14 protein-coding genes, 2 tRNA genes, 3 rRNA genes and 1 pseudogene are annotated in these 19,836 nt (G+C 51.3%); 15 read left to right on the top strand and 5 right to left on the bottom strand.

The window, feature by feature from the left end; all coding sequences use genetic code 11:
* The first annotated feature begins 193 nt into the window (after window positions 1–193).
* From aroQ to AC3RPL_RS21725, 15 genes and pseudogenes are all read left to right on the top strand, one after another.
* On the top strand, window positions 194–646 hold the full coding sequence (gene aroQ / locus AC3RPL_RS21795; RefSeq protein WP_034936644.1) for a type II 3-dehydroquinate dehydratase: 453 nt from the start codon (window positions 194–196) through the stop codon (window positions 644–646).
* Between the two features lie 21 nt (window positions 647–667).
* Window positions 668–1,141 (top strand): acetyl-CoA carboxylase biotin carboxyl carrier protein, encoded by a 474-nt coding sequence (accB, locus tag AC3RPL_RS21790; RefSeq protein WP_034936641.1) that lies wholly within the window; start codon window positions 668–670, stop codon window positions 1,139–1,141.
* A gap of 11 nt (window positions 1,142–1,152) precedes the next feature.
* Window positions 1,153–2,502, top strand: a complete 1,350-nt coding sequence (accC, locus tag AC3RPL_RS21785) for an acetyl-CoA carboxylase biotin carboxylase subunit (RefSeq protein ID WP_034936638.1) — start codon at window positions 1,153–1,155, stop codon at window positions 2,500–2,502.
* 67 nt (window positions 2,503–2,569) lie between these two features.
* Window positions 2,570–2,806, top strand: a complete 237-nt coding sequence (locus tag AC3RPL_RS21780; protein ID WP_261643798.1) for a YhdT family protein — start codon at window positions 2,570–2,572, stop codon at window positions 2,804–2,806.
* Entirely contained in the window at window positions 2,803–4,257 is a 1,455-nt protein-coding gene (gene panF / locus AC3RPL_RS21775) for a sodium/pantothenate symporter (protein ID WP_490741508.1), read from the top strand. Before AC3RPL_RS21780 ends, panF begins: the two co-directional genes overlap by 4 nt.
* 11 nt (window positions 4,258–4,268) lie before the next feature.
* Window positions 4,269–5,150 (top strand): 50S ribosomal protein L11 methyltransferase, encoded by an 882-nt coding sequence (gene prmA, locus AC3RPL_RS21770; RefSeq protein WP_490741507.1) that lies wholly within the window; start codon window positions 4,269–4,271, stop codon window positions 5,148–5,150.
* Between the two features lie 141 nt (window positions 5,151–5,291).
* Entirely contained in the window at window positions 5,292–6,026 is a 735-nt protein-coding gene (locus tag AC3RPL_RS21765; protein WP_490741506.1) for a carbonic anhydrase, read from the top strand.
* Window positions 6,027–6,345: 319 nt separating this feature from the next.
* On the top strand, window positions 6,346–7,311 hold the full coding sequence (dusB, locus tag AC3RPL_RS21760; protein WP_490741505.1) for a tRNA dihydrouridine synthase DusB: 966 nt from the start codon (window positions 6,346–6,348) through the stop codon (window positions 7,309–7,311).
* 24 nt (window positions 7,312–7,335) lie between these two features.
* Window positions 7,336–7,632: a DNA-binding transcriptional regulator Fis gene (gene fis, locus AC3RPL_RS21755; RefSeq protein ID WP_000462905.1), complete on the top strand. Its 297-nt coding sequence runs from the start codon at window positions 7,336–7,338 to the stop codon at window positions 7,630–7,632.
* A 381-nt stretch (window positions 7,633–8,013) separates the two neighbouring features.
* Window positions 8,014–8,934 carry a kdo(2)-lipid IV(A) palmitoleoyltransferase gene (gene lpxP / locus AC3RPL_RS21750; RefSeq protein WP_490741504.1) on the top strand — a complete coding sequence of 307 codons (921 nt, stop codon included), beginning with the start codon at window positions 8,014–8,016 and terminating at the stop codon, window positions 8,932–8,934.
* A gap of 345 nt (window positions 8,935–9,279) precedes the next feature.
* Window positions 9,280–10,305, top strand: a complete 1,026-nt coding sequence (locus AC3RPL_RS21745) for an amino acid ABC transporter substrate-binding protein (protein WP_261643790.1) — start codon at window positions 9,280–9,282, stop codon at window positions 10,303–10,305.
* A gap of 68 nt (window positions 10,306–10,373) precedes the next feature.
* Window positions 10,374–11,552: an amino acid ABC transporter permease gene (locus tag AC3RPL_RS21740; protein ID WP_490741503.1), complete on the top strand. Its 1,179-nt coding sequence runs from the start codon at window positions 10,374–10,376 to the stop codon at window positions 11,550–11,552.
* 15 nt (window positions 11,553–11,567) lie between these two features.
* Window positions 11,568–12,668 carry an amino acid ABC transporter permease gene (locus tag AC3RPL_RS21735; RefSeq protein WP_367166913.1) on the top strand — a complete coding sequence of 367 codons (1,101 nt, stop codon included), beginning with the start codon at window positions 11,568–11,570 and terminating at the stop codon, window positions 12,666–12,668.
* Window positions 12,669–12,676: 8 nt separating this feature from the next.
* Window positions 12,677–13,441: an amino acid ABC transporter ATP-binding protein gene (locus AC3RPL_RS21730; protein WP_276551520.1), complete on the top strand. Its 765-nt coding sequence runs from the start codon at window positions 12,677–12,679 to the stop codon at window positions 13,439–13,441.
* Between the two features lie 641 nt (window positions 13,442–14,082).
* Window positions 14,083–14,196, top strand: a pseudogene (locus tag AC3RPL_RS21725) (molybdopterin-guanine dinucleotide biosynthesis protein B); the annotation flags it as partial.
* 106 nt (window positions 14,197–14,302) lie between these two features.
* On the opposite strand, the gene rrf reads toward AC3RPL_RS21725, so the two are convergent.
* From rrf to AC3RPL_RS21700, 5 genes are all read right to left on the bottom strand, one after another.
* A 5S ribosomal RNA gene (rrf, locus tag AC3RPL_RS21720) occupies window positions 14,303–14,418 on the bottom strand.
* 205 nt (window positions 14,419–14,623) lie between these two features.
* Window positions 14,624–17,527, bottom strand: a 23S ribosomal RNA gene (locus AC3RPL_RS21715).
* A 336-nt stretch (window positions 17,528–17,863) separates the two neighbouring features.
* Window positions 17,864–17,939, bottom strand: a tRNA-Ala gene (locus AC3RPL_RS21710).
* A gap of 140 nt (window positions 17,940–18,079) precedes the next feature.
* Window positions 18,080–18,156, bottom strand: a tRNA-Ile gene (locus AC3RPL_RS21705).
* 74 nt (window positions 18,157–18,230) lie between these two features.
* Window positions 18,231–19,772, bottom strand: a 16S ribosomal RNA gene (locus tag AC3RPL_RS21700).
* The 16S, 23S and 5S rRNA genes sit together here with 2 tRNA genes alongside, the layout of an rRNA operon.
* Window positions 19,773–19,836 lie beyond the last annotated feature (64 nt).

The raw sequence follows: 19,836 nt of genomic DNA, 5'->3' as shown, positions 1-19,836 counted from the left end.
TTCCGGTCATAAAGACCCAGGGTGGATAATCTTCGCTGATAAGACCAGTATTTAGCTGCGAATTGCCACGAAATCGTTATAATGCCCGGCGTTGAAACGGCTGAGAGCCCAAATTTCATCGTTAAAGGTGACAAATGGCTTTTGGCATTGTATTTTGTGCGATGATTCAATTATCGCAGGAGATAGCAGCAAGATGGCTGAAAATTTTCATATCCTTCTCCTGAATGGTCCCAACCTGAATCTTTTGGGTAGCCGTGAACCAGAGAAATATGGGAAAACGACCCTGGCAGAGATCGTTAGCGACTTAACATCGCAGGCTGACGCGCTCAAGGTGAAGCTGAGTCATCTCCAGTCCAATGCGGAGTATGCGTTGATTGACCGCATTCATGAAGCAAAAGGTAACGTCGATTATATCGTCATTAACCCGGCAGCTTTCACCCATACCAGCGTAGCACTTCGTGATGCTCTGCTTGCAGTCAGCATCCCGTTTATTGAAGTGCATCTGTCGAACGTGCATGCACGTGAGCCATTTCGCCATCATTCTTATCTTTCTGATATTGCCGCTGGAGTCATCTGTGGCCTTGGTGCCGATGGTTATTCCTGGGCTTTACAGACAGCTGTGAAACGCCTGTCACAATCTAATTAAACAGAGTACGGAACCACACTCATGGATATTCGTAAGATTAAAAAACTGATCGAACTGGTTGAAGAATCCGGTATTGCTGAACTGGAAATCTCTGAAGGTGAAGAGTCCGTTCGCATCAGTCGCTCTCCGGTTAACACTGGTTATCCGATGATGCAACAAGCCTATGCAGCACCAATGATGCAGCAGCAACCCGCACTGGCTACCGCCGTTGCACCAGCCACCACACCTGCCATGGAAGCCCCTGCGGCTGCCGAGATCAGTGGTCACATCGTACGTTCACCAATGGTCGGTACTTTCTACCGTACACCAAGCCCTGACGCGAAAGCGTTTGTTGAAGTCGGGCAGAAAGTGAATGCCGGCGATACCCTGTGCATCGTTGAAGCGATGAAAATGATGAACCAGATCGAAGCCGATAAATCCGGCGTAGTAAAAGCGATCCTGGTCGAAAGCGGTCAGCCAGTTGAATTTGACGAGCCGCTGGTAGTCATCGAATAACGAGGCGAACCATGCTGGATAAAATTGTTATAGCTAACCGTGGCGAGATTGCGCTGCGTATTTTACGTGCCTGTAAAGAGCTGGGCATTAAAACTGTTGCCGTGCACTCCAGCGCGGACCGTGATTTAAAACATGTTCTGCTGGCAGATGAGACCGTTTGTATCGGCCCTGCTCAGTCAGTAAAAAGCTACCTGAATATCCCTGCGATTATTTCAGCCGCTGAGATAACCGGAGCAGTAGCTATCCATCCGGGTTACGGTTTCCTCTCTGAGAATGCCGATTTTGCCGAACAGGTTGAGCGTTCAGGCTTTATATTTATTGGCCCCAAAGCTGAAACTATTCGCCTGATGGGGGACAAAGTTTCCGCCATCACCGCGATGAAGAAAAGCGGTGTGCCAACCGTTCCGGGTTCTGACGGCTCGCTGGGCGAAGACATGGAAAAAAACCGTGCCATTGCCCAACGTATCGGCTATCCGGTAATTATCAAAGCCTCTGGCGGCGGCGGCGGTCGCGGTATGCGCGTGGTCCGGGGTGATAAAGATCTTGAGCAATCCATCAACATGACGAAAGCGGAAGCCAAAGCGGCTTTCAATAACGACATGGTGTATATGGAAAAATACCTGGAAAATCCGCGTCACATCGAAATTCAGGTACTGGCTGACGGTCAGGGAAATGCCATTTATCTGGCCGAACGCGACTGTTCAATGCAGCGTCGTCACCAGAAAGTGGTGGAAGAAGCGCCAGCGCCAGGCATCACCCCGGAAATGCGCCGTTTCATTGGTGAGCGTTGTTCAAAAGCCTGTATTGAAATCGGCTATCGCGGCGCAGGTACTTTTGAATTTCTGTTTGAAAACGGTGAGTTCTATTTCATTGAAATGAATACCCGTATTCAGGTTGAACATCCGGTCACCGAGATGATTACCGGTGTGGATCTGATCAAAGAGCAACTGCGCATCGCTGCTGGTCAGCCGCTGTCGATCAAACAGGAAGATGTGGTGATCCGTGGTCATGCGGTGGAGTGCCGTATCAACGCCGAAGATCCCAACACTTTCCTGCCAAGCCCCGGCAAGATCACCCGCTTCCATGCACCCGGTGGTTTTGGCGTGCGCTGGGAATCGCATATTTACGCAGGCTACGCTGTACCTCCGTATTATGACTCAATGATTGGTAAGCTGATCACTTATGGCGACACCCGTGAGGTGGCTATTGCCCGCATGAAAAATGCGCTGGCTGAGCTGATCATCGACGGCATCAAGGTTAACGTTGAGCTACAGATGAAGATTATGACCGATGAAAATTTCCAGCGTGGTGGTACTAATATCCACTATCTGGAGAAAAAACTTGGTCTTCAGGAAACCTGATCCGATTGTGTGGACAAAAAGGCCGGTATCACCGGCCTTTTTCTTTGCTTGTCTCTGAGGTTACGCGATGGATAAACGTTTCGTTCAGGCGCACCGTGAAGCCCGCTGGTCATTCGGCCTGGCCGTAGCCTATCTCGCTGCATGGGCGCTGATGGCGATACTTCCCGGTAATGAAACCGGCCCGACAGGCCTGCCACACTGGTTTGAAATGGCATGTCTGCTGGTTCCGGCGCTGTTTATTTTTCTCTGCTGGTTGATGGTAAAGCAAATATTTCGCGATATTCCACTGGAGGATGACAAGTGAATACGCAGATCATTCTGCCGTTGATTGCCTACCTGCTGTTAATCGCGGGTCTTTCCGTTTATGCCATGCGAAAACGACGCAACGGCACTTTTCTGATGGAATATTTTCTTGGCAGTCGCTCAATGGGTGGCTTTGTACTGGCTATGACGTTGACCACCACCTATATCAGCGCCAGCTCGTTTATCGGCGGACCGGGCGCAGCTTATAAGTATGGGCTGGGCTGGGTACTGTTATCTATGGTTCAGGTGCCTGCGGTCTGGCTTTCTCTGGGGGTTCTCGGCAAAAAGTTTGCTATTCTCGCCCGCCGCTATCATGCCTTAACCTTGAACGATATGCTGTTCGCCCGCTATCACAGTCCCTTTCTGGTATGGTTTGCCAGTATCAGTTTATTGTTAGCCTTCACAGGCGCAATGACCGTTCAGTTCATTGGTGGCGCTCGCCTGCTGGAAACTGCCGCAGGTATTCCCTACAGCACCGGCTTATTGATCTTTGGTTGTAGTATCGCGCTCTACACCTCTTTTGGTGGTTTCCGGGCCAGCGTAATGAATGATGCCATGCAGGGCATAGTGATGCTGGTAGGAACCTTCCTGCTACTCTTTGCAGTAATCCACGCAGCCGGAGGTATGCACAGTGCAGTGGATAAGCTCCAGCACATCAACCCTCAGCTGATTTCACCCAGTGGAATGGATAATATTCTCAGCCCAACTTTTCTGGCTTCGTTCTCGGTACTGGTGTGCTTTGGCGTGGTGGGTCTGCCTCATACTGCCGTGCGTTGTATCTCATATAAAGACAGTAAAGCCCTGCATCGTGGCATCATTGTGGGAACGATAGTGGTTACCGTGCTGATGTTTGGAATGCACCTGTCCGGCGCTTTAGGCAGAGCGGTGATACCGGATTTGACCATCCCTGATTTGGTGATCCCAACATTAATGATCCATGTGCTACCGCCAGTCGCCGCCGGGATCTTCCTGGCCGCGCCGATGTCAGCGATTATGTCGACGGTCAATGCCAAGCTGTTACAATCCTCTGCCACCATCGTCAAAGATCTCTTTCTGCGGGTGCGCCCCCAACATGCAGACAATGAACCACTGCTGAAAAAAATCTCGGCGGCCACCACCCTGGTCCTCTGTCTGATGCTGATACTGGCCGCCTGGCATCCCCCGGAGATGATCATCTGGTTAAATTTACTGGCATTCGGTGGCCTGGAAGTGGTTTTTTTGTGGCCGCTGGTGCTGGGATTGTACTGGGAGAAGGCCAATGCCACGGGGGCACTCTGGAGTATGATAAGCGGTGCCGCTTGCTATATGCTGCTTGCGCTGTTTTCACTGCAACTGTTGGGCTTCCACCCTATCGTGCCGTCACTGCTATTAAGCCTGATTGCTTTTGTGACGGGTAACCGTTTTGGCCGGACCAGGCAGTCCCCCCCCCCGGCCTCCACTCTGATTAATTAAAGAGAATCGCAATGCCCTGGATACAAATGAAAATCAACACAACTGGCGCTCAGGCAGAAGAACTGGGCGACGCGCTGATCGAACACGGGGCTGTTTCGGTCACTTTTCAGGATACACACGACAATCCGGTTTTCGAGCCATTACCGGGCGAAACACGTCTGTGGGGCGATACGGATGTGATTGGACTTTTCGATGCCGAAACAGATATGCCGGAGATTGTCGCCGCGCTGGAAAACCGTCCGTTACCCGGCAAGGGTTTTCGCCACAAAATAGAACAAATTGAAGACAAAGACTGGGAACGTGAATGGATGGATAACTTTCATCCCATGCGTTTTGGCCAGCGTCTGTGGATTTGCCCAAGCTGGCGGGATGTCCCGGACCCACAGGCGGTCAATGTGATGCTGGACCCCGGTCTGGCTTTTGGCACCGGCACACATCCCACTACTGCGCTTTGCCTTGCCTGGTTAGATAGCCTGGACCTGACAGGTAAAACCGTTATCGATTTTGGCTGTGGTTCAGGCATTCTCGCTATTGCTGCACTAAAACTGGGTGCATCTGCCGCGATCGGTATCGATATTGATCCACAGGCTATTCAGGCCAGCCGCGATAATGCGACGCGCAATGGCGTGTCGGAACGTCTGTCTCTCTATCTCCCCCACCAACAACCTGACAACCTCAGTGCGGATGTGGTGGTGGCGAATATCCTCGCCGGGCCGCTGCGTGAACTGGCTCCTTTGATCAGTGTTCTGCCAGTGAGCAGCGGACATCTTGGCCTGTCAGGCGTACTGGCTACTCAGGCCAGTAGCGTATGCGAAGCTTATGCAGAAAAGTTCGTTCTGGACGCGGTTGCAGAGAAAGAAGAGTGGTGCCGAATCACCGGTATTCGTCACTGAGTCCCCCTGCATCGACTTTTCTTCTCCGCATGACAAGCTGCTATGCCGGGCAAATAAATAGCATTACAATCAGCAGGTCTTTACTGGTCTGACCGGGCCGGCACCAGGAGCGGTGTCGGCAATACAAGGAAATAAGGGATTATGAAAATTCAATCATCACTACTGCTGCTTTCCATAGCTGCGTTCACGTCATCCGCCTTTGCCGCATCCCACTGGTCGTATGAGGGGCAGCAATCGCCGGAACACTGGGGAAAACTGAGCGAAGAATTCCGTATCTGTCATGAAGGCCAGTATCAGTCTCCAATTGATATCACCCACGTCATTCACGGCAATTTGCCCGACCTTCAAATTCAGTTCCACACGGATACCGAAACTATTGTTAACAATGGCCATACCATCATGGTAACGGTCAGAGACAATGATAATTTTCTGCTGGATGACAAAAAATTCATTCTTAAGCAGTTTCATTTTCATACCCCAAGTGAGAACCACATCAAGGGAAAAGCTTTTCCACTTGAAGCCCATTTTGTTCATGCTAATGACAGCAATGAGTTGGCTGTTCTCGCCGTGATGTTTGAAGAAGGTGAAGAGAATCAGGCGCTGAATCCCCTTATCGCCGCCTTTCCGACCAGAGAAGATCATGTGGAAGTGCTCAAACAGGAAATCGATCTGACGAAGTTACTGCCATCAGATCAAGGCTATTATCGGTTTAGCGGCTCGCTGACCATGCCACCCTGCACTGAAGGCATTCGCTGGCTGCTGATGAAACAACCGGTGACCTTGTCCAGGGCCCAGCTCGAAAAGTTTCAGGCCGCGTTAAAGCACGCCAATAACCGTCCCGTGCAGGCGTTACACGGAAGAATGATAGTTGACTGAAGCTTCAGCACCTGAGGTTGAAAGCAGACGTTAAAATCTTTTCTTCAGGCGGCTTAAGAGGGACAGATGTCCCGTTTTTTGTGCGATGCCCCGGAATTTATGTTGCTAAGTTGCTTACAAAAAAAGAAAAACACCTGCACTTCACGCGGCTGTAATATCTCAACACACTGTTTATTAAGCATATTTATAGAAATCCTGAAGAGAGCCGCTGCTTTCATTGCTCTGTGAGGAACAATTGTTCAAAGTTTGGCCTTTCATCTTCTCTAAAAAATGCGTAATATACTCCGCCTTGCGGACACACTATGGTCACTTTTTTTTCATGCGGATAGGAAATCACCAGCTTCGTAATCGCCTGATTGCAGCGCCAATGGCCGGGATAACTGACAGACCTTTCCGGACACTTTGTTATGCAATGGGTGCTGGTATGACCGTATCTGAGATGCTGTCGTCTAATCCTGAAGTCTGGGCCAGCGACAAATCCCGACTGCGTATGGTTCACAGCGAAGAGCCTGGTATTCGTACTGTGCAAATCGCCGGTTGTGACCCCGAAGAGATGGCAAATGCCGCCCGCCTTAATGCTTCATCAGGCGCGCAGGTGATTGACATTAATATGGGATGTCCGGCTAAAAAGGTGAATCGTAAGATGGCGGGTTCTGCCCTGCTGCAATACCCCGAACTGGTGAAGTCTATTCTCTCCACGGTGGTTAATGCGGTAGATGTCCCGGTTACTCTGAAAATTCGCACCGGCTGGAACATGGACAACCGCAATTGTGTTGATATTGCCCAATTGGCTGAGCGTTGTGGCATTCAGGCCCTGACCATTCACGGACGCACACGCGCGTGTTTGTTCAACGGCGAAGCTGAATACGACAGCATTCGGACAGTTAAGCAGAACGTTTCCATTCCCGTCATCGCGAATGGAGACATTACTGACCCGCATAAAGCCAGAGCCGTACTTGACTATACGGGGGCTGATGCCCTGATGATAGGACGTGCGGCTCAGGGAAGACCGTGGATCTTCCGGGAAATCCAGCACTATCTGGACACTGGGGAGCTGCTGGCACCGATGCCACTGGCTGAGGTTAAGCGCTTGCTCATCGGGCATTTACGGGAACTGCACGACTTTTATGGTCACAGCAAAGGATACCGTATTGCCCGGAAGCACGTATCCTGGTATCTCCAGGAGCACGCCCCAAACGACCAGTTTCGGCGCACATTCAACGCCATTGAGGATGCCAGCGAACAGCTGGAGGCGTTGGAGGCATACTTCGAAAAACTTGCGTAATAGAAATAAAGAGCTGACAGAACTATGTTCGAACAACGCGTAAATTCTGACGTACTGACCGTTTCAACCGTTAACTCCCAGGATCAGGTAACCCAAAAGCCTCTGCGTGACTCGGTCAAACAGGCACTGAAGAACTATTTTGCTCAACTGAATGGTCAGGATGTGAATGACCTCTATGAGCTGGTTTTGGCTGAAGTGGAACAGCCTCTGTTGGACATGGTGATGCAATACACCCGTGGCAACCAGACACGAGCAGCCCTGATGATGGGGATCAACCGCGGTACACTGCGTAAGAAACTTAAAAAATACGGCATGAACTGATAATCATCATGTTTTTGATAAATAAGGCGCTTTTACTTAAAGCGCCTTTTTTTATTCAGCTATCTGACTGTTTGCATCAAGGCAGATAACTGAGGACTTTTTTTGGCAAGGGCTTGCGTTAAGGCAATCCACATATCAATAGCGAACAGTAATCATACTGTTAGTTACAAAACAGGGTGTTGTACTGTCAGGTATTCGGCTTCATATTACCCGTAAATCTGAGCAGGGCTTTAACATCACAGGGTAGAAAGAAGTGTTTTGATTGTGTAAATACGCAATGTGGATGCTAACTTACTGCCAGAAATATTGTCACACCCTCCGTATCGCGATGAACTTCGTTCTCAATGCGTTACACATCCCTTGTACGCAACAGAGAAAAATATGAAGGCTTCGCCCCGTTTTAACCGTAGTTTCCTGCACCCAAAATATTGGATTACCTGGTCTGGCCTTGTGTTCCTGTTTTTACTGGTCCAGCTTCCTTTTCCCGTGCTGCAAAAATTGGGCACATGGATGGGACGTACTTCAATGTTTTTCCTGAAGCGCCGCATTCGTATAACCCGGCGCAATCTTGAACTTTGCTTTCCGGATATGCCGGCAGAACAACTGGAGTGGCGTATCGCCCGCAACTTTGAGTCACTGGGCATGGGGCTTCTGGAAACGGGTATGGCCTGGTTCTGGTCGGATCGCCGGGTGAAACGCTGGTTCACTGTTAATGGATTACACAATCTTAAGGCGGCGCAGCAGGATGGGCGTGGCGCACTGGTTATCGGCGTACACTTTATGTCACTTGAACTGGGTGGCAGGGCGATGGGGCTTTGTCAGCCTATGATGGCCATGTATCGTCCACATAATAATAAGTTAATGGAGTGGGTACAGACCAAAGGTCGTATGCGCTCTAATAAAGCGATGATTAACCGACGTGACCTGCGTGGCATGGTACAAGCCCTTAAACAGGGAGAAGCTGTCTGGTTTGCCCCCGATCAGGATTACGGTCCTAAAGGCAGCGTGTTTGCTCCCCTTTTTGCTGTGCCACAGGCTGCAACTACCAGCGGTACATGGATGATTGCTCGTATGGCTAAACCAGCAATGGCCACAGTCGTGCTCATTCGTAACGAAAATGGCAGCGGCTACGAGTTAGTTATACAACCTGAACTCAAAGATTATCCTTTAGGTGATGAACAGCAGGCTGCCACCTATATGAACAGGGTTATTGAACGCGAAATTATGCGCGCCCCTGACCAATATATGTGGTTACATCGCAGGTTTAAGACCCGTCCGGAAGGCGCTAACTCACTTTACTGATTAAACATCCCCTTCTCTTAAACCCGCCTGTGAGAATGCAGACGGGTTAATTCCAGAAATAATACCTTTTCACATCCCACCAATGCCACAGGCAATGCTTTGATATAGTGAATTCACCTGCACTATTTTTGAACATTCATCACAATTATGCACTTTTTTGGGGCGATATATTGTTCAAACAATCGGAATACTTCTAAATATTAGTAACCTCATATAACAAATTCAGGGATCTGCAATTCTGGCATCAGCTTTGCAATGAGGTGGATGGCATACGCCACAGACAGGAAAAGTGCACCACAGTGTGCGCTAAACATAACAAAACGAATTTGCCACACAGGATGCTTTATGAAAAAAATGATGCTCTCCACTTTGGTTGCCGCTGCAACTCTGTTTGCTGTTGCTAATCAGGCGCATGCCGGTACCACACTGGATGCCATTAAAAAGAAAGGCTTTGTGCAATGCGGTATCAGTGATGGTCTGCCAGGCTTCTCTTTTGCTGATGCCAGCGGCAAATTCAGTGGTATTGATGTGGATGTCTGCCGCGCGGCGGCAGCGGCTGTATTTGGCGATGCGACAAAAGTGAAATACACCCCGCTGACGGCGAAAGAGCGTTTCACCGCATTGCAGTCAGGTGAAGTAGATATCCTTTCACGTAATACAACCTGGACATCCTCCCGTGACGCCGGAATGGGCTTTATGTTTGCTGGCGTAAACTATTACGACGGCATTGGCTTCCTGACACATAAAAAAGCGGGCCTGAAAAGTGCAAAAGAGCTTGATGGCGCAACCGTTTGCATACAGGCAGGTACCGATACTGAGCTGAATGTGGCTGACTACTTTAAAGCCAACAACATGCAATACACGCCAGTGACCTTTGACCGCTCTGATGAATCCGCTAAAGCACTGGATACCGGTCGTTGTGACACCCTGGCTTCCGATCAGTCACAGCTTTACGCTCTGCGTATTAAACTGGGCAAACCTGATGAATTCATCGTCCTGCCAGAAGTAATCTCAAAAGAACCGCTGGGCCCGGTTGTCCGTCGTGGTGATGATGACTGGTTTACCATTGTGAAATGGTCACTGTTTGCCATGCTGAACGCAGAAGAGATGGGAATTACTTCTCAAAATGTTGACCAGCTGGCGGCCAAACCGTCAAACCCTGATATGGCACACCTGCTGGGATCAGAGGGTGATTTCGGTAAAGACCTGAAGCTTGATAACAAATGGGCTTACAACATCGTTAAGCAAGTCGGCAACTATCAGGAAGTGTTTGACCGCAACGTCGGTAAAGACAGCCAGCTGAAAATTGCCCGTGGTCAGAACGCGCTTTGGAACAAGGGCGGCATCCAGTACGCTCCGCCAGTACGTTAATTCCCACCTTTAACAGGGCACCGGTGCGCCGGTGCCTTCGTCAGAATTTTCGTTACTGAGGTTTCAACATGTCTCATCGCACTACCGTGAAAAGGGATTTTTCATTCAGCAATCCTGCGGTGCGCGCCTGGCTTTACCAGATCATTGCGATTGTCGCTGTAGTCGGCATTGTGGGGTATTTAATTCACAATACTCTCATCAATCTGGCCAGCCGCGGCATTACTTCCGGTTTTGGTTTCCTTGAACGTAGCGCCGGGTTTGGTATCGTTCAGCACCTGATTGACTACAGCGAGGGGGATACCTACGCTCGTGTGTTTCTGGTCGGACTGACAAATACCCTGCTGGTTTCGGCTCTTTGTATTGTTTTTGCTTCTTTCCTTGGCTTTTTTATCGGTCTTGCTCGTTTGTCAGGTAACTGGCTGTTGCGCAAAATCTCTAATATCTATATCGAAACCTTCCGCAATATTCCGCCGTTACTGCAAATTTTCTTCTGGTATTTTGCTGTATTGCGTAATCTGCCTGGTCCACGTCAGGCACTAAATGCGTTCGATTTAGCCTTTGTCAGTAACCGGGGGCTCTACATTCCCTGGCCACAGTATGCTCAAGGTACCTGGCCATTCGTCATTGCATTGTTACTGGCTGTAGCCGGTACGGTCGCACTTTTACGTTTCAATCGTTCTCACCAGTTGAAAACAGGGCAACTTAAGCGAAGCTGGCCTGCATCTCTGGCCATGCTGATTGCATTTCCATTGGTTGCCTACCTGCTCTCGGGCGCGGCGATGCATTGGGACGTGCCCCAGCTTCGTGGTTTTAATTTCCGTGGCGGATTTGTTCTGATTCCGGAACTGGCTGCATTAACCCTCGCGTTGTCGATTTATACATCTTCATTTATCGCAGAAGTGATCCGCTCCGGCATTCAGTCTGTTTCACACGGGCAGCATGAGGCGGCACGTTCACTCGGCCTGCCGAATCCGGTGACACTGCGTCAGGTGATTATTCCGCAGGCGATGAGGGTAATTATTCCACCATTAACCAGCCAGTATCTGAACATTGTGAAAAACTCTTCGCTGGCGGCAGCGATTGGTTATCCGGATATGGTTTCATTGTTTGCCGGTACAGTACTGAATCAGACCGGTCAGGCCATCGAAACCATAGCAATCACCATGGGTGTTTATCTGGTTATCAGCCTGTTGATTTCGCTGTTAATGAATATTTATAACCGCAAAATCCGCCTGATTGAGCGCTAAGAGAACGAGATTATTATGACTTTAGCTACTCATGAAACCCCACAGCAGCAGACAAATGCGCTATCGCGTGCCGTCCGGTGGGCAAGAAAAAATCTGTTCTCAAGCTGGGGTAACACGCTGCTGACGCTGTTCTGTCTGTGGGTTATCTGGAGCGTGATCCCTCCTGCGCTGAACTGGTTGTTGTTCCAGGCCAACTGGATTGGATCTACACGTGCCGACTGTACTAAAGAAGGGGCGTGCTGGGTATTTATCCACGCCAGATTTGGCCAGTTTATGTACGGCCTTTATCCACATGAGCTTCGCTGGCGTATCAACCTCGCGCTGGTTATTGGCCTGGTTTCCATTGTGCCGATGTTCCTGAGCAAGCTACCACGCCGTGGCCTCTATATTGCCCTCTGGGCAGTAGCCTATCCGGTCACTGTCTGGTTACTGCTGTATGGCGGTTTCTTTGGACTTGAGCGCGTGGAGACTCGCCAGTGGGGTGGGCTGACGCTGACATTGATTATCGCGTCAGTGGGAATTGCCGGTGCTCTGCCGCTCGGGATTTTACTCGCGCTCGGCAGGCGTTCCACTATGCCGGTGGTACGCTCATTATCAGTGGTATTCATTGAGTTCTGGCGCGGTGTCCCATTGATTACCGTCCTGTTCATGTCTTCAGTGATGTTGCCACTGTTTATGTCCGAAGGAAGTAGTATCGATAAGCTTATTCGCGCACTGGTCGGGGTTATCCTGTTCCAGTCGGCTTATGTGGCAGAGGTAGTACGCGGCGGTCTTCAGGCGCTGCCAAAAGGTCAGTACGAAGCAGCAGAATCGCTGGCGCTGGGGTACTGGAAAACACAGGGGTTGGTGATTCTGCCCCAGGCACTGAAACTGGTCATACCCGGCCTGGTAAATACCATCATTGCCCTGTTTAAAGATACCAGCCTGGTGATTATTATCGGGCTGTTTGATCTGTTCAGCAGTGTGCAACAGGCTACGGTTGACCCTGCCTGGCTTGGAATGTCAACCGAGGGCTATGTTTTTGCCGCTATGGTTTACTGGATTTTTTGTTTTAGCATGTCGCGCTACAGCCAGTATCTGGAGAAGCGTTTTCACACCGGGCGTACACCGCACTGAGGCTTAAAATGACACAATCACTGATTAAACAATCCGACGACGCGATGATGATTACGCTCGAAAACGTGAACAAATGGTATGGCCAGTTCCACGTGTTGAAAGACATCAATTTGCAAGTAAAACCGCGTGAACGTATCGTTCTCTGTGGCCCTTCCGGGTCGGGCAAATCAACTACTATTCGCTGTATTAACCATCTGGAAGAGCATCAACAAGGACGCATTGTGGTGGACGGCATACATCTTAATGATGATCTGCGCAACATTGAGCGTGTTCGTACGGAAGTAGGGATGGTGTTCCAGCATTTCAATCTGTTTCCACATCTCAGCGTGTTGCAAAACTGCACCCTCGCGCCAATCTGGGTACGTAAAACGCCTAAGAAGGAAGCAGAAGAGCTGGCGATGCATTATCTGCAACGCGTACGTATAGCCGAGCACGCGCATAAGTTTCCCGGTCAGCTTTCCGGTGGCCAACAGCAGCGCGTTGCTATTGCACGTTCACTGTGTATGAAACCCAAAATCATGTTATTTGATGAACCAACATCAGCACTTGATCCTGAAATGGTTAAAGAAGTACTGGATACCATGATTGGCCTGGCTGAAGATGGGATGACCATGCTTTGTGTAACCCACGAGATGGGGTTCGCCCGTACGGTGGCCGATCGGGTGATCTTTATGGATCGCGGAGAGATTGTCGAACAGGCAGCACCTCAGGAATTCTTCTCTAATCCTCAGTCAGAACGCACTCGTACATTTCTTTCCCAGGTTATTCACTGAGTTTTTAAAATTCTTACTTACACTCTCTTCAAGCCCTGGCCATCCAGGGCTTTTTTCTCAGGTCTCCGCCTCTCAACGCCCGGAATACACTTTCCAGCTTTGTATGGGATCGTTTCAGTTAGTTATGTTGATAGCTGGCAATAAATTGATCCAGCGCTACGGGGATGAATTAATCACAATAGCATAACAAAGCGCCTGCATATTTCCGGCAATTGCCCGCTTGGGAGATCCCCAAATATTATTTCGCTGCCAGAATCAGGACTGATTAGCTGACTCAAACTGATCTTTGCTTTTGCAACCCATGACTGTTCTAAGCAAAGAGTGAGATCGGGATTTACACCGGTATGAAGTATGGAGGTTTGCTGCATTCAGGGAGCCCTGGCTTCACCCACTGTTAGACTTGAGAGACGGGACTGATGATATATATAGCTGATGTGTAGATCGTTTTTTCATCTGATCGATCACCAGGACTTATTTTCACATCTTCAGGGGAAAATGTTGTCTGAATGAGGTTTGTCTCTGAAAAACTGGGGATTTTCTCTGACAGCAGGGGGGATGGTAATAAGGCGGGATATCTGGGCAAGAAACGAAAGGAACGTGGCTGGCAGGCGTGTACAGGGGCGGTGCCGGGCCGGTGACGTACTGCCGGACAGGCCAGCGACCGTAGCATCCCGGTGACGTGCCCCCTGCTGGATCTCAATGACCCGCCGCAGATTGCTGATTTTATTGCCGCATGGCTGCGCACCCGGCGCTGAGGTCTTCAGAGGTAAAAGTCGGCCCGGGAGGGGGTATCCGCTTTTTTTATTGGGGAAAAACGCAAAAAACCCCGGCCTTACGGTCGGGGTCTTCGCTTTAGTTGATGCCTGGCAGTTCCCTACTCTCGCATGGGGAGACCCCACACTACCATCGGCGCTACGGCGTTTCACTTCTGAGTTCGGCATGGGGTCAGGTGGGACCACCGCGCTACGGCCGCCAGGCAAATCTTGGTGCACAAAACGCTTCTTTTGCCCTGATACCGCGTTGCCTGCGCTCGTAAAGTCAGTCGCATACTTATGTATGCTCTTTCCTTTCCTTCGCCTGCCGCCTTCTCTCAGCACAAAATCTCACGTTCCCTGCAAATTACTTATCCGTCACAAGCTGAAAATTATTCACTGTCTCTCAACAGAACGCCTCTGGCGTTGTAAGGTTAAGCCTCTCGGGTCATTAGTACCGGTCAGCTCAACGCATCGCTGCGCTTACACATCCGGCCTATCAACGTCGTCGTCTTCAACGTCCCTTCGGGTGGCTTAAAGCCACAGGGAGAACTCATCTCGGGGCAAGTTTCGCGCTTAGATGCTTTCAGCGCTTATCTTTTCCGCACTTAGCTACCGGGCAGTGCCACTGGCGTGACAACCCGAACACCAGCGGTGCGTTCACTCCGGTCCTCTCGTACTGGGAGCAAACCCCCTCAATTCTCCAGCGCCCACGGCAGATAGGGACCGAACTGTCTCACGACGTTCTAAACCCAGCTCGCGTACCACTTTAAACGGCGAACAGCCGTACCCTTGGGACCTGCTTCAGCCCCAGGATGTGATGAGCCGACATCGAGGTGCCAAACACCGCCGTCGATATGAACTCTTGGGCGGTATCAGCCTGTTATCCCCGGAGTACCTTTTATCCGTTGAGCGATGGCCCTTCCATTCAGAACCACCGGATCACTATGACCTGCTTTCGCACCTGCTCGCGCCGTCACGCTCGCAGTCAAGCTGGCTTATGCCATTGCACTAACCTCCTGATGTCCGACCAGGATTAGCCAACCTTCGTGCTCCTCCGTTACGCTTTGGGAGGAGACCGCCCCAGTCAAACTACCCACCAGACACTGTCCCCGCGCCGGATCACGGCGCAAGGTTAGAACGCCAAACGTTAAAGGGTGGTATTTCAAGGATGGCTCCGCGCAGACTGGCGTCCACGCTTCAAAGCCTCCCACCTATCCTGCACATCAAGGCTCAGCGTTCAGTGTCAAGCTGTAGTAAAGGTTCACGGGGTCTTTCCGTCTTGCCGCGGGTACACTGCATCTTCACAGCGAGTTCAATTTCACTGAGTCCCGGGTGGAGACAGCCTGGCCATCATTACGCCATTCGTGCAGGTCGGAACTTACCCGACAAGGAATTTCGCTACCTTAGGACCGTTATAGTTACGGCCGCCGTTTACCGGGGCTTCGATCAGGAGCTTCTGGTTACCCATAACCCCATCAATTAACCTTCCGGCACCGGGCAGGCGTCACACCGTATACGTCCACTTTCGTGTTTGCACAGTGCTGTGTTTTTAATAAACAGTTGCAGCCAGCTGGTATCTTCGACTGGCCTCGGCTCGGGGAGCAAGTCCCTCCACCTACGCGCCAGCGTGCCTTCTCCCGAAGTTACGGCACCATTTTGCCTAGTTCCTTCACCCGGGTTCTCTCAAGCGCCTTGGTATTCTCTACCTGACCACCTGTGTCGGTTTCGGGTACGATTTCGTGTTGCCTGATGCTTAGAGGCTTTTCCTGGAAGCAGGGCATCTGTCACTTCAGCACCGTGGTGCCTCGTCATCACGCCTCAGCCTTGATTTTCCGGATTTGCCTGGAAAACCAGCCTACACGCTTAAACCGGGACGACCGTCGCCCGGCTGACACAGCCTTCTCCGTCCCCCCTTCGCAGCAACACCAAGTACGGGAATATTAACCCGTTTCCCATCGACTACGCCTTTCGGCCTCGCCTTAGGGGTCGACTCACCCTGCCCCGATTAACGTTGGACAGGAACCCTTGGTCTTCCGGCGAGCGGGCTTTTCACCCGCTTTATCGTTACTTATGTCAGCATTCGCACTTCTGATACCTCCAGCAGCCCTCACAGGCCACCTTCGCAGGCTTACAGAACGCTCCCCTACCCAACAACGCTTGCGCGCCGCTGCCGCAGCTTCGGTGCATGGTTTAGCCCCGTTACATCTTCCGCGCAGGCCGACTCGACCAGTGAGCTATTACGCTTTCTTTAAATGATGGCTGCTTCTAAGCCAACATCCTGGCTGTCTGGGCCTTCCCACATCGTTTCCCACTTAACCATGACTTTGGGACCTTAGCTGGCGGTCTGGGTTGTTTCCCTCTTCACGACGGACGTTAGCACCCGCCGTGTGTCTCCCGTGATAACATTCTCCGGTATTCGCAGTTTGCATCGGATCGGTAAGCCGGGATGGCCCCCTGGCCGAAACAGTGCTCTACCCCCGGAGATGAGTTCACGAGGCGCTACCTAAATAGCTTTCGGGGAGAACCAGCTATCTCCCGGTTTGATTGGCCTTTCACCCCCAGCCACAGGTCATCCGCTGATTTTTCAACATCAGTCGGTTCGGTCCTCCAGTTAGTGTTACCCAACCTTCAACCTGCCCATGGCTAGATCACCGGGTTTCGGGTCTGTACCCTGCAACTTAACGCCCGGTTAAGACTCGGTTTCCCTTCGGCTCCCCTATACGGTTAACCTTGCTACAGAATACAAGTCGCTGACCCATTATACAAAAGGTACGCAGTCACACCACGAAGGTGCTCCCACTGCTTGTACGTACACGGTTTCAGGTTCTGTTTCACTCCCCTCGCCGGGGTTCTTTTCGCCTTTCCCTCACGGTACTGGTTCACTATCGGTCAGTCAGGAGTATTTAGCCTTGGAGGATGGTCCCCCCATATTCAGACAGGATACCACGTGTCCCGCCCTACTCTTCGAACTCACGACCTGTGCCTCTTCGTGTACGGGAGTATCACCCTGTATCCTGCGACTTTCCAGACGCTTCCACTGATGCACAAGCCGATGATGGTTCCGGGCTCCTCCCCGTTCGCTCGCCGCTACTGGGGGAATCTCGGTTGATTTCTTTTCCTCGGGGTACTTAGATGTTTCAGTTCCCCCGGTTCGCCTTGCAGCACTATGTATTCATGCTGCAATGATGCACTGAGTGCACCGGGTTTCCCCATTCGGGTATCGTCGGGTATCGCGGTTCATATCACCTTACCGACGCTTATCGCAGATTAGCACGCCCTTCATCGCCTCTGACTGCCAGGGCATCCACCGTGTACGCTTAGTCACTTAACCTCACAACCCACAGGCGTCCTTTCTTCTGGTTTCGTAACGACTGCGCGTCGTCATGGCCGCGTTATGCAGTGCTTGCAGTGCTCATGGACATCAGTCCACTCCGCCCTGCTGCGCGCTGACGCCTTGCCACGACCTTGCTCGTTCGTTACTCCGACAGAGTCACGCTGCATGTTGTAAGCATTTGAGAGACCCGAACATGTCGTTATGCCATTCTTATTACGGAGAATGACCACAACATGTCGTTTCAAATTTTCAGCTTGTTCCGGATTGTTAAAGAGCATAATACGTCGCAGCACACCGTTTCCGGCATGCTCTGACGTACTGTTGACAACTGCATGGTGGAGCTAAGCGGGATCGAACCGCTGACCTCCTGCGTGCAAGGCAGGCGCTCTCCCAGCTGAGCTATAGCCCCATACAGTGTGCAGAGACCGTCTACTACCACTCAGCTTTTCTCCCGATTGAGAAAGGCAATTTTTTCTCAGGCAAGGCGTGGCGATGCGAAGCATAGTTTGCTATGCGAGTTATCGTCACAACGCGGCATGAGGGAAAATCTGGTAGGCCTGAGTGGACTTGAACCACCGACCTCACCCTTATCAGGGGTGCGCTCTAACCACCTGAGCTACAAGCCTGTAGAGGTTTTTTCTGCTCGTTACTTTTCTATCAGACAATCTGTGTGAGCACTGCACGGGAAGGTATCTTCAGGTAAGGAGGTGATCCAACCGCAGGTTCCCCTACGGTTACCTTGTTACGACTTCACCCCAGTCATGAATCACAAAGTGGTAAGCGCCCTCCCGAAGGTTAAGCTACCTACTTCTTTTGCAACCCACTCCCATGGTGTGACGGGCGGTGTGTACAAGGCCCGGGAACGTATTCACCGTGGCATTCTGATCCACGATTACTAGCGATTCCGACTTCACGGAGTCGAGTTGCAGACTCCGATCCGGACTACGACGCACTTTATGAGGTCCGCTTGCTCTCGCGAGGTCGCTTCTCTTTGTATGCGCCATTGTAGCACGTGTGTAGCCCTGGCCGTAAGGGCCATGATGACTTGACGTCATCCCCACCTTCCTCCGGTTTATCACCGGCAGTCTCCTTTGAGTTCCCGGCCGAACCGATGGCAACAAAGGATAAGGGTTGCGCTCGTTGCGGGACTTAACCCAACATTTCACAACACGAGCTGACGACAGCCATGCAGCACCTGTCTCACGGTTCCCGAAGGCACAACCCCATCTCTGAGGTCTTCCGTGGATGTCAAGGCCAGGTAAGGTTCTTCGCGTTGCATCGAATTAAACCACATGCTCCACCGCTTGTGCGGGCCCCCGTCAATTCATTTGAGTTTTAACCTTGCGGCCGTACTCCCCAGGCGGTCGATTTAACGCGTTAGCTACGGAAGCCACGCCTCAAGGGCACAACCTCCAAATCGACATCGTTTACGGCGTGGACTACCAGGGTATCTAATCCTGTTTGCTCCCCACGCTTTCGCACCTGAGCGTCAGTCTTTGTCCAGGGGGCCGCCTTCGCCACCGGTATTCCTCCAGATCTCTACGCATTTCACCGCTACACCTGGAATTCTACCCCCCTCTACAAGACTCAAGCCTGCCAGTTTCAAATGCAGTTCCCAGGTTAAGCCCGGGGATTTCACATCTGACTTAACAGACCGCCTGCGTGCGCTTTACGCCCAGTAATTCCGATTAACGCTTGCACCCTCCGTATTACCGCGGCTGCTGGCACGGAGTTAGCCGGTGCTTCTTCTGCGGGTAACGTCAATGAATGAAGTTATTAACTCCACTCCCTTCCTCCCCGCTGAAAGTACTTTACAACCCGAAGGCCTTCTTCATACACGCGGCATGGCTGCATCAGGCTTGCGCCCATTGTGCAATATTCCCCACTGCTGCCTCCCGTAGGAGTCTGGACCGTGTCTCAGTTCCAGTGTGGCTGGTCATCCTCTCAGACCAGCTAGGGATCGTCGCCTTGGTGAGCCGTTACCTCACCAACTAGCTAATCCCATCTGGGCACATCCGATGGTGTGAGGCCCGAAGGTCCCCCACTTTGGTCTTGCGACGTTATGCGGTATTAGCTACCGTTTCCAGTAGTTATCCCCCTCCATCGGGCAGTTTCCCAGACATTACTCACCCGTCCGCCACTCGTCACCCGGGGAGCAAGCTCCCCTGTGCTACCGTTCGACTTGCATGTGTTAGGCCTGCCGCCAGCGTTCAATCTGAGCCATGATCAAACTCTTCAATTAAAAGTCTGATTTGCTTCAACTCGTGAAGCGGTGCTCAGGAAAAACCGTAATGAATTACGTGTTC

The organism is Erwinia papayae (assembly GCF_058241465.1).
Note: the sequence above shows the minus strand (reverse complement) of the source record. Positions and strands in the feature narration are given on the sequence as shown.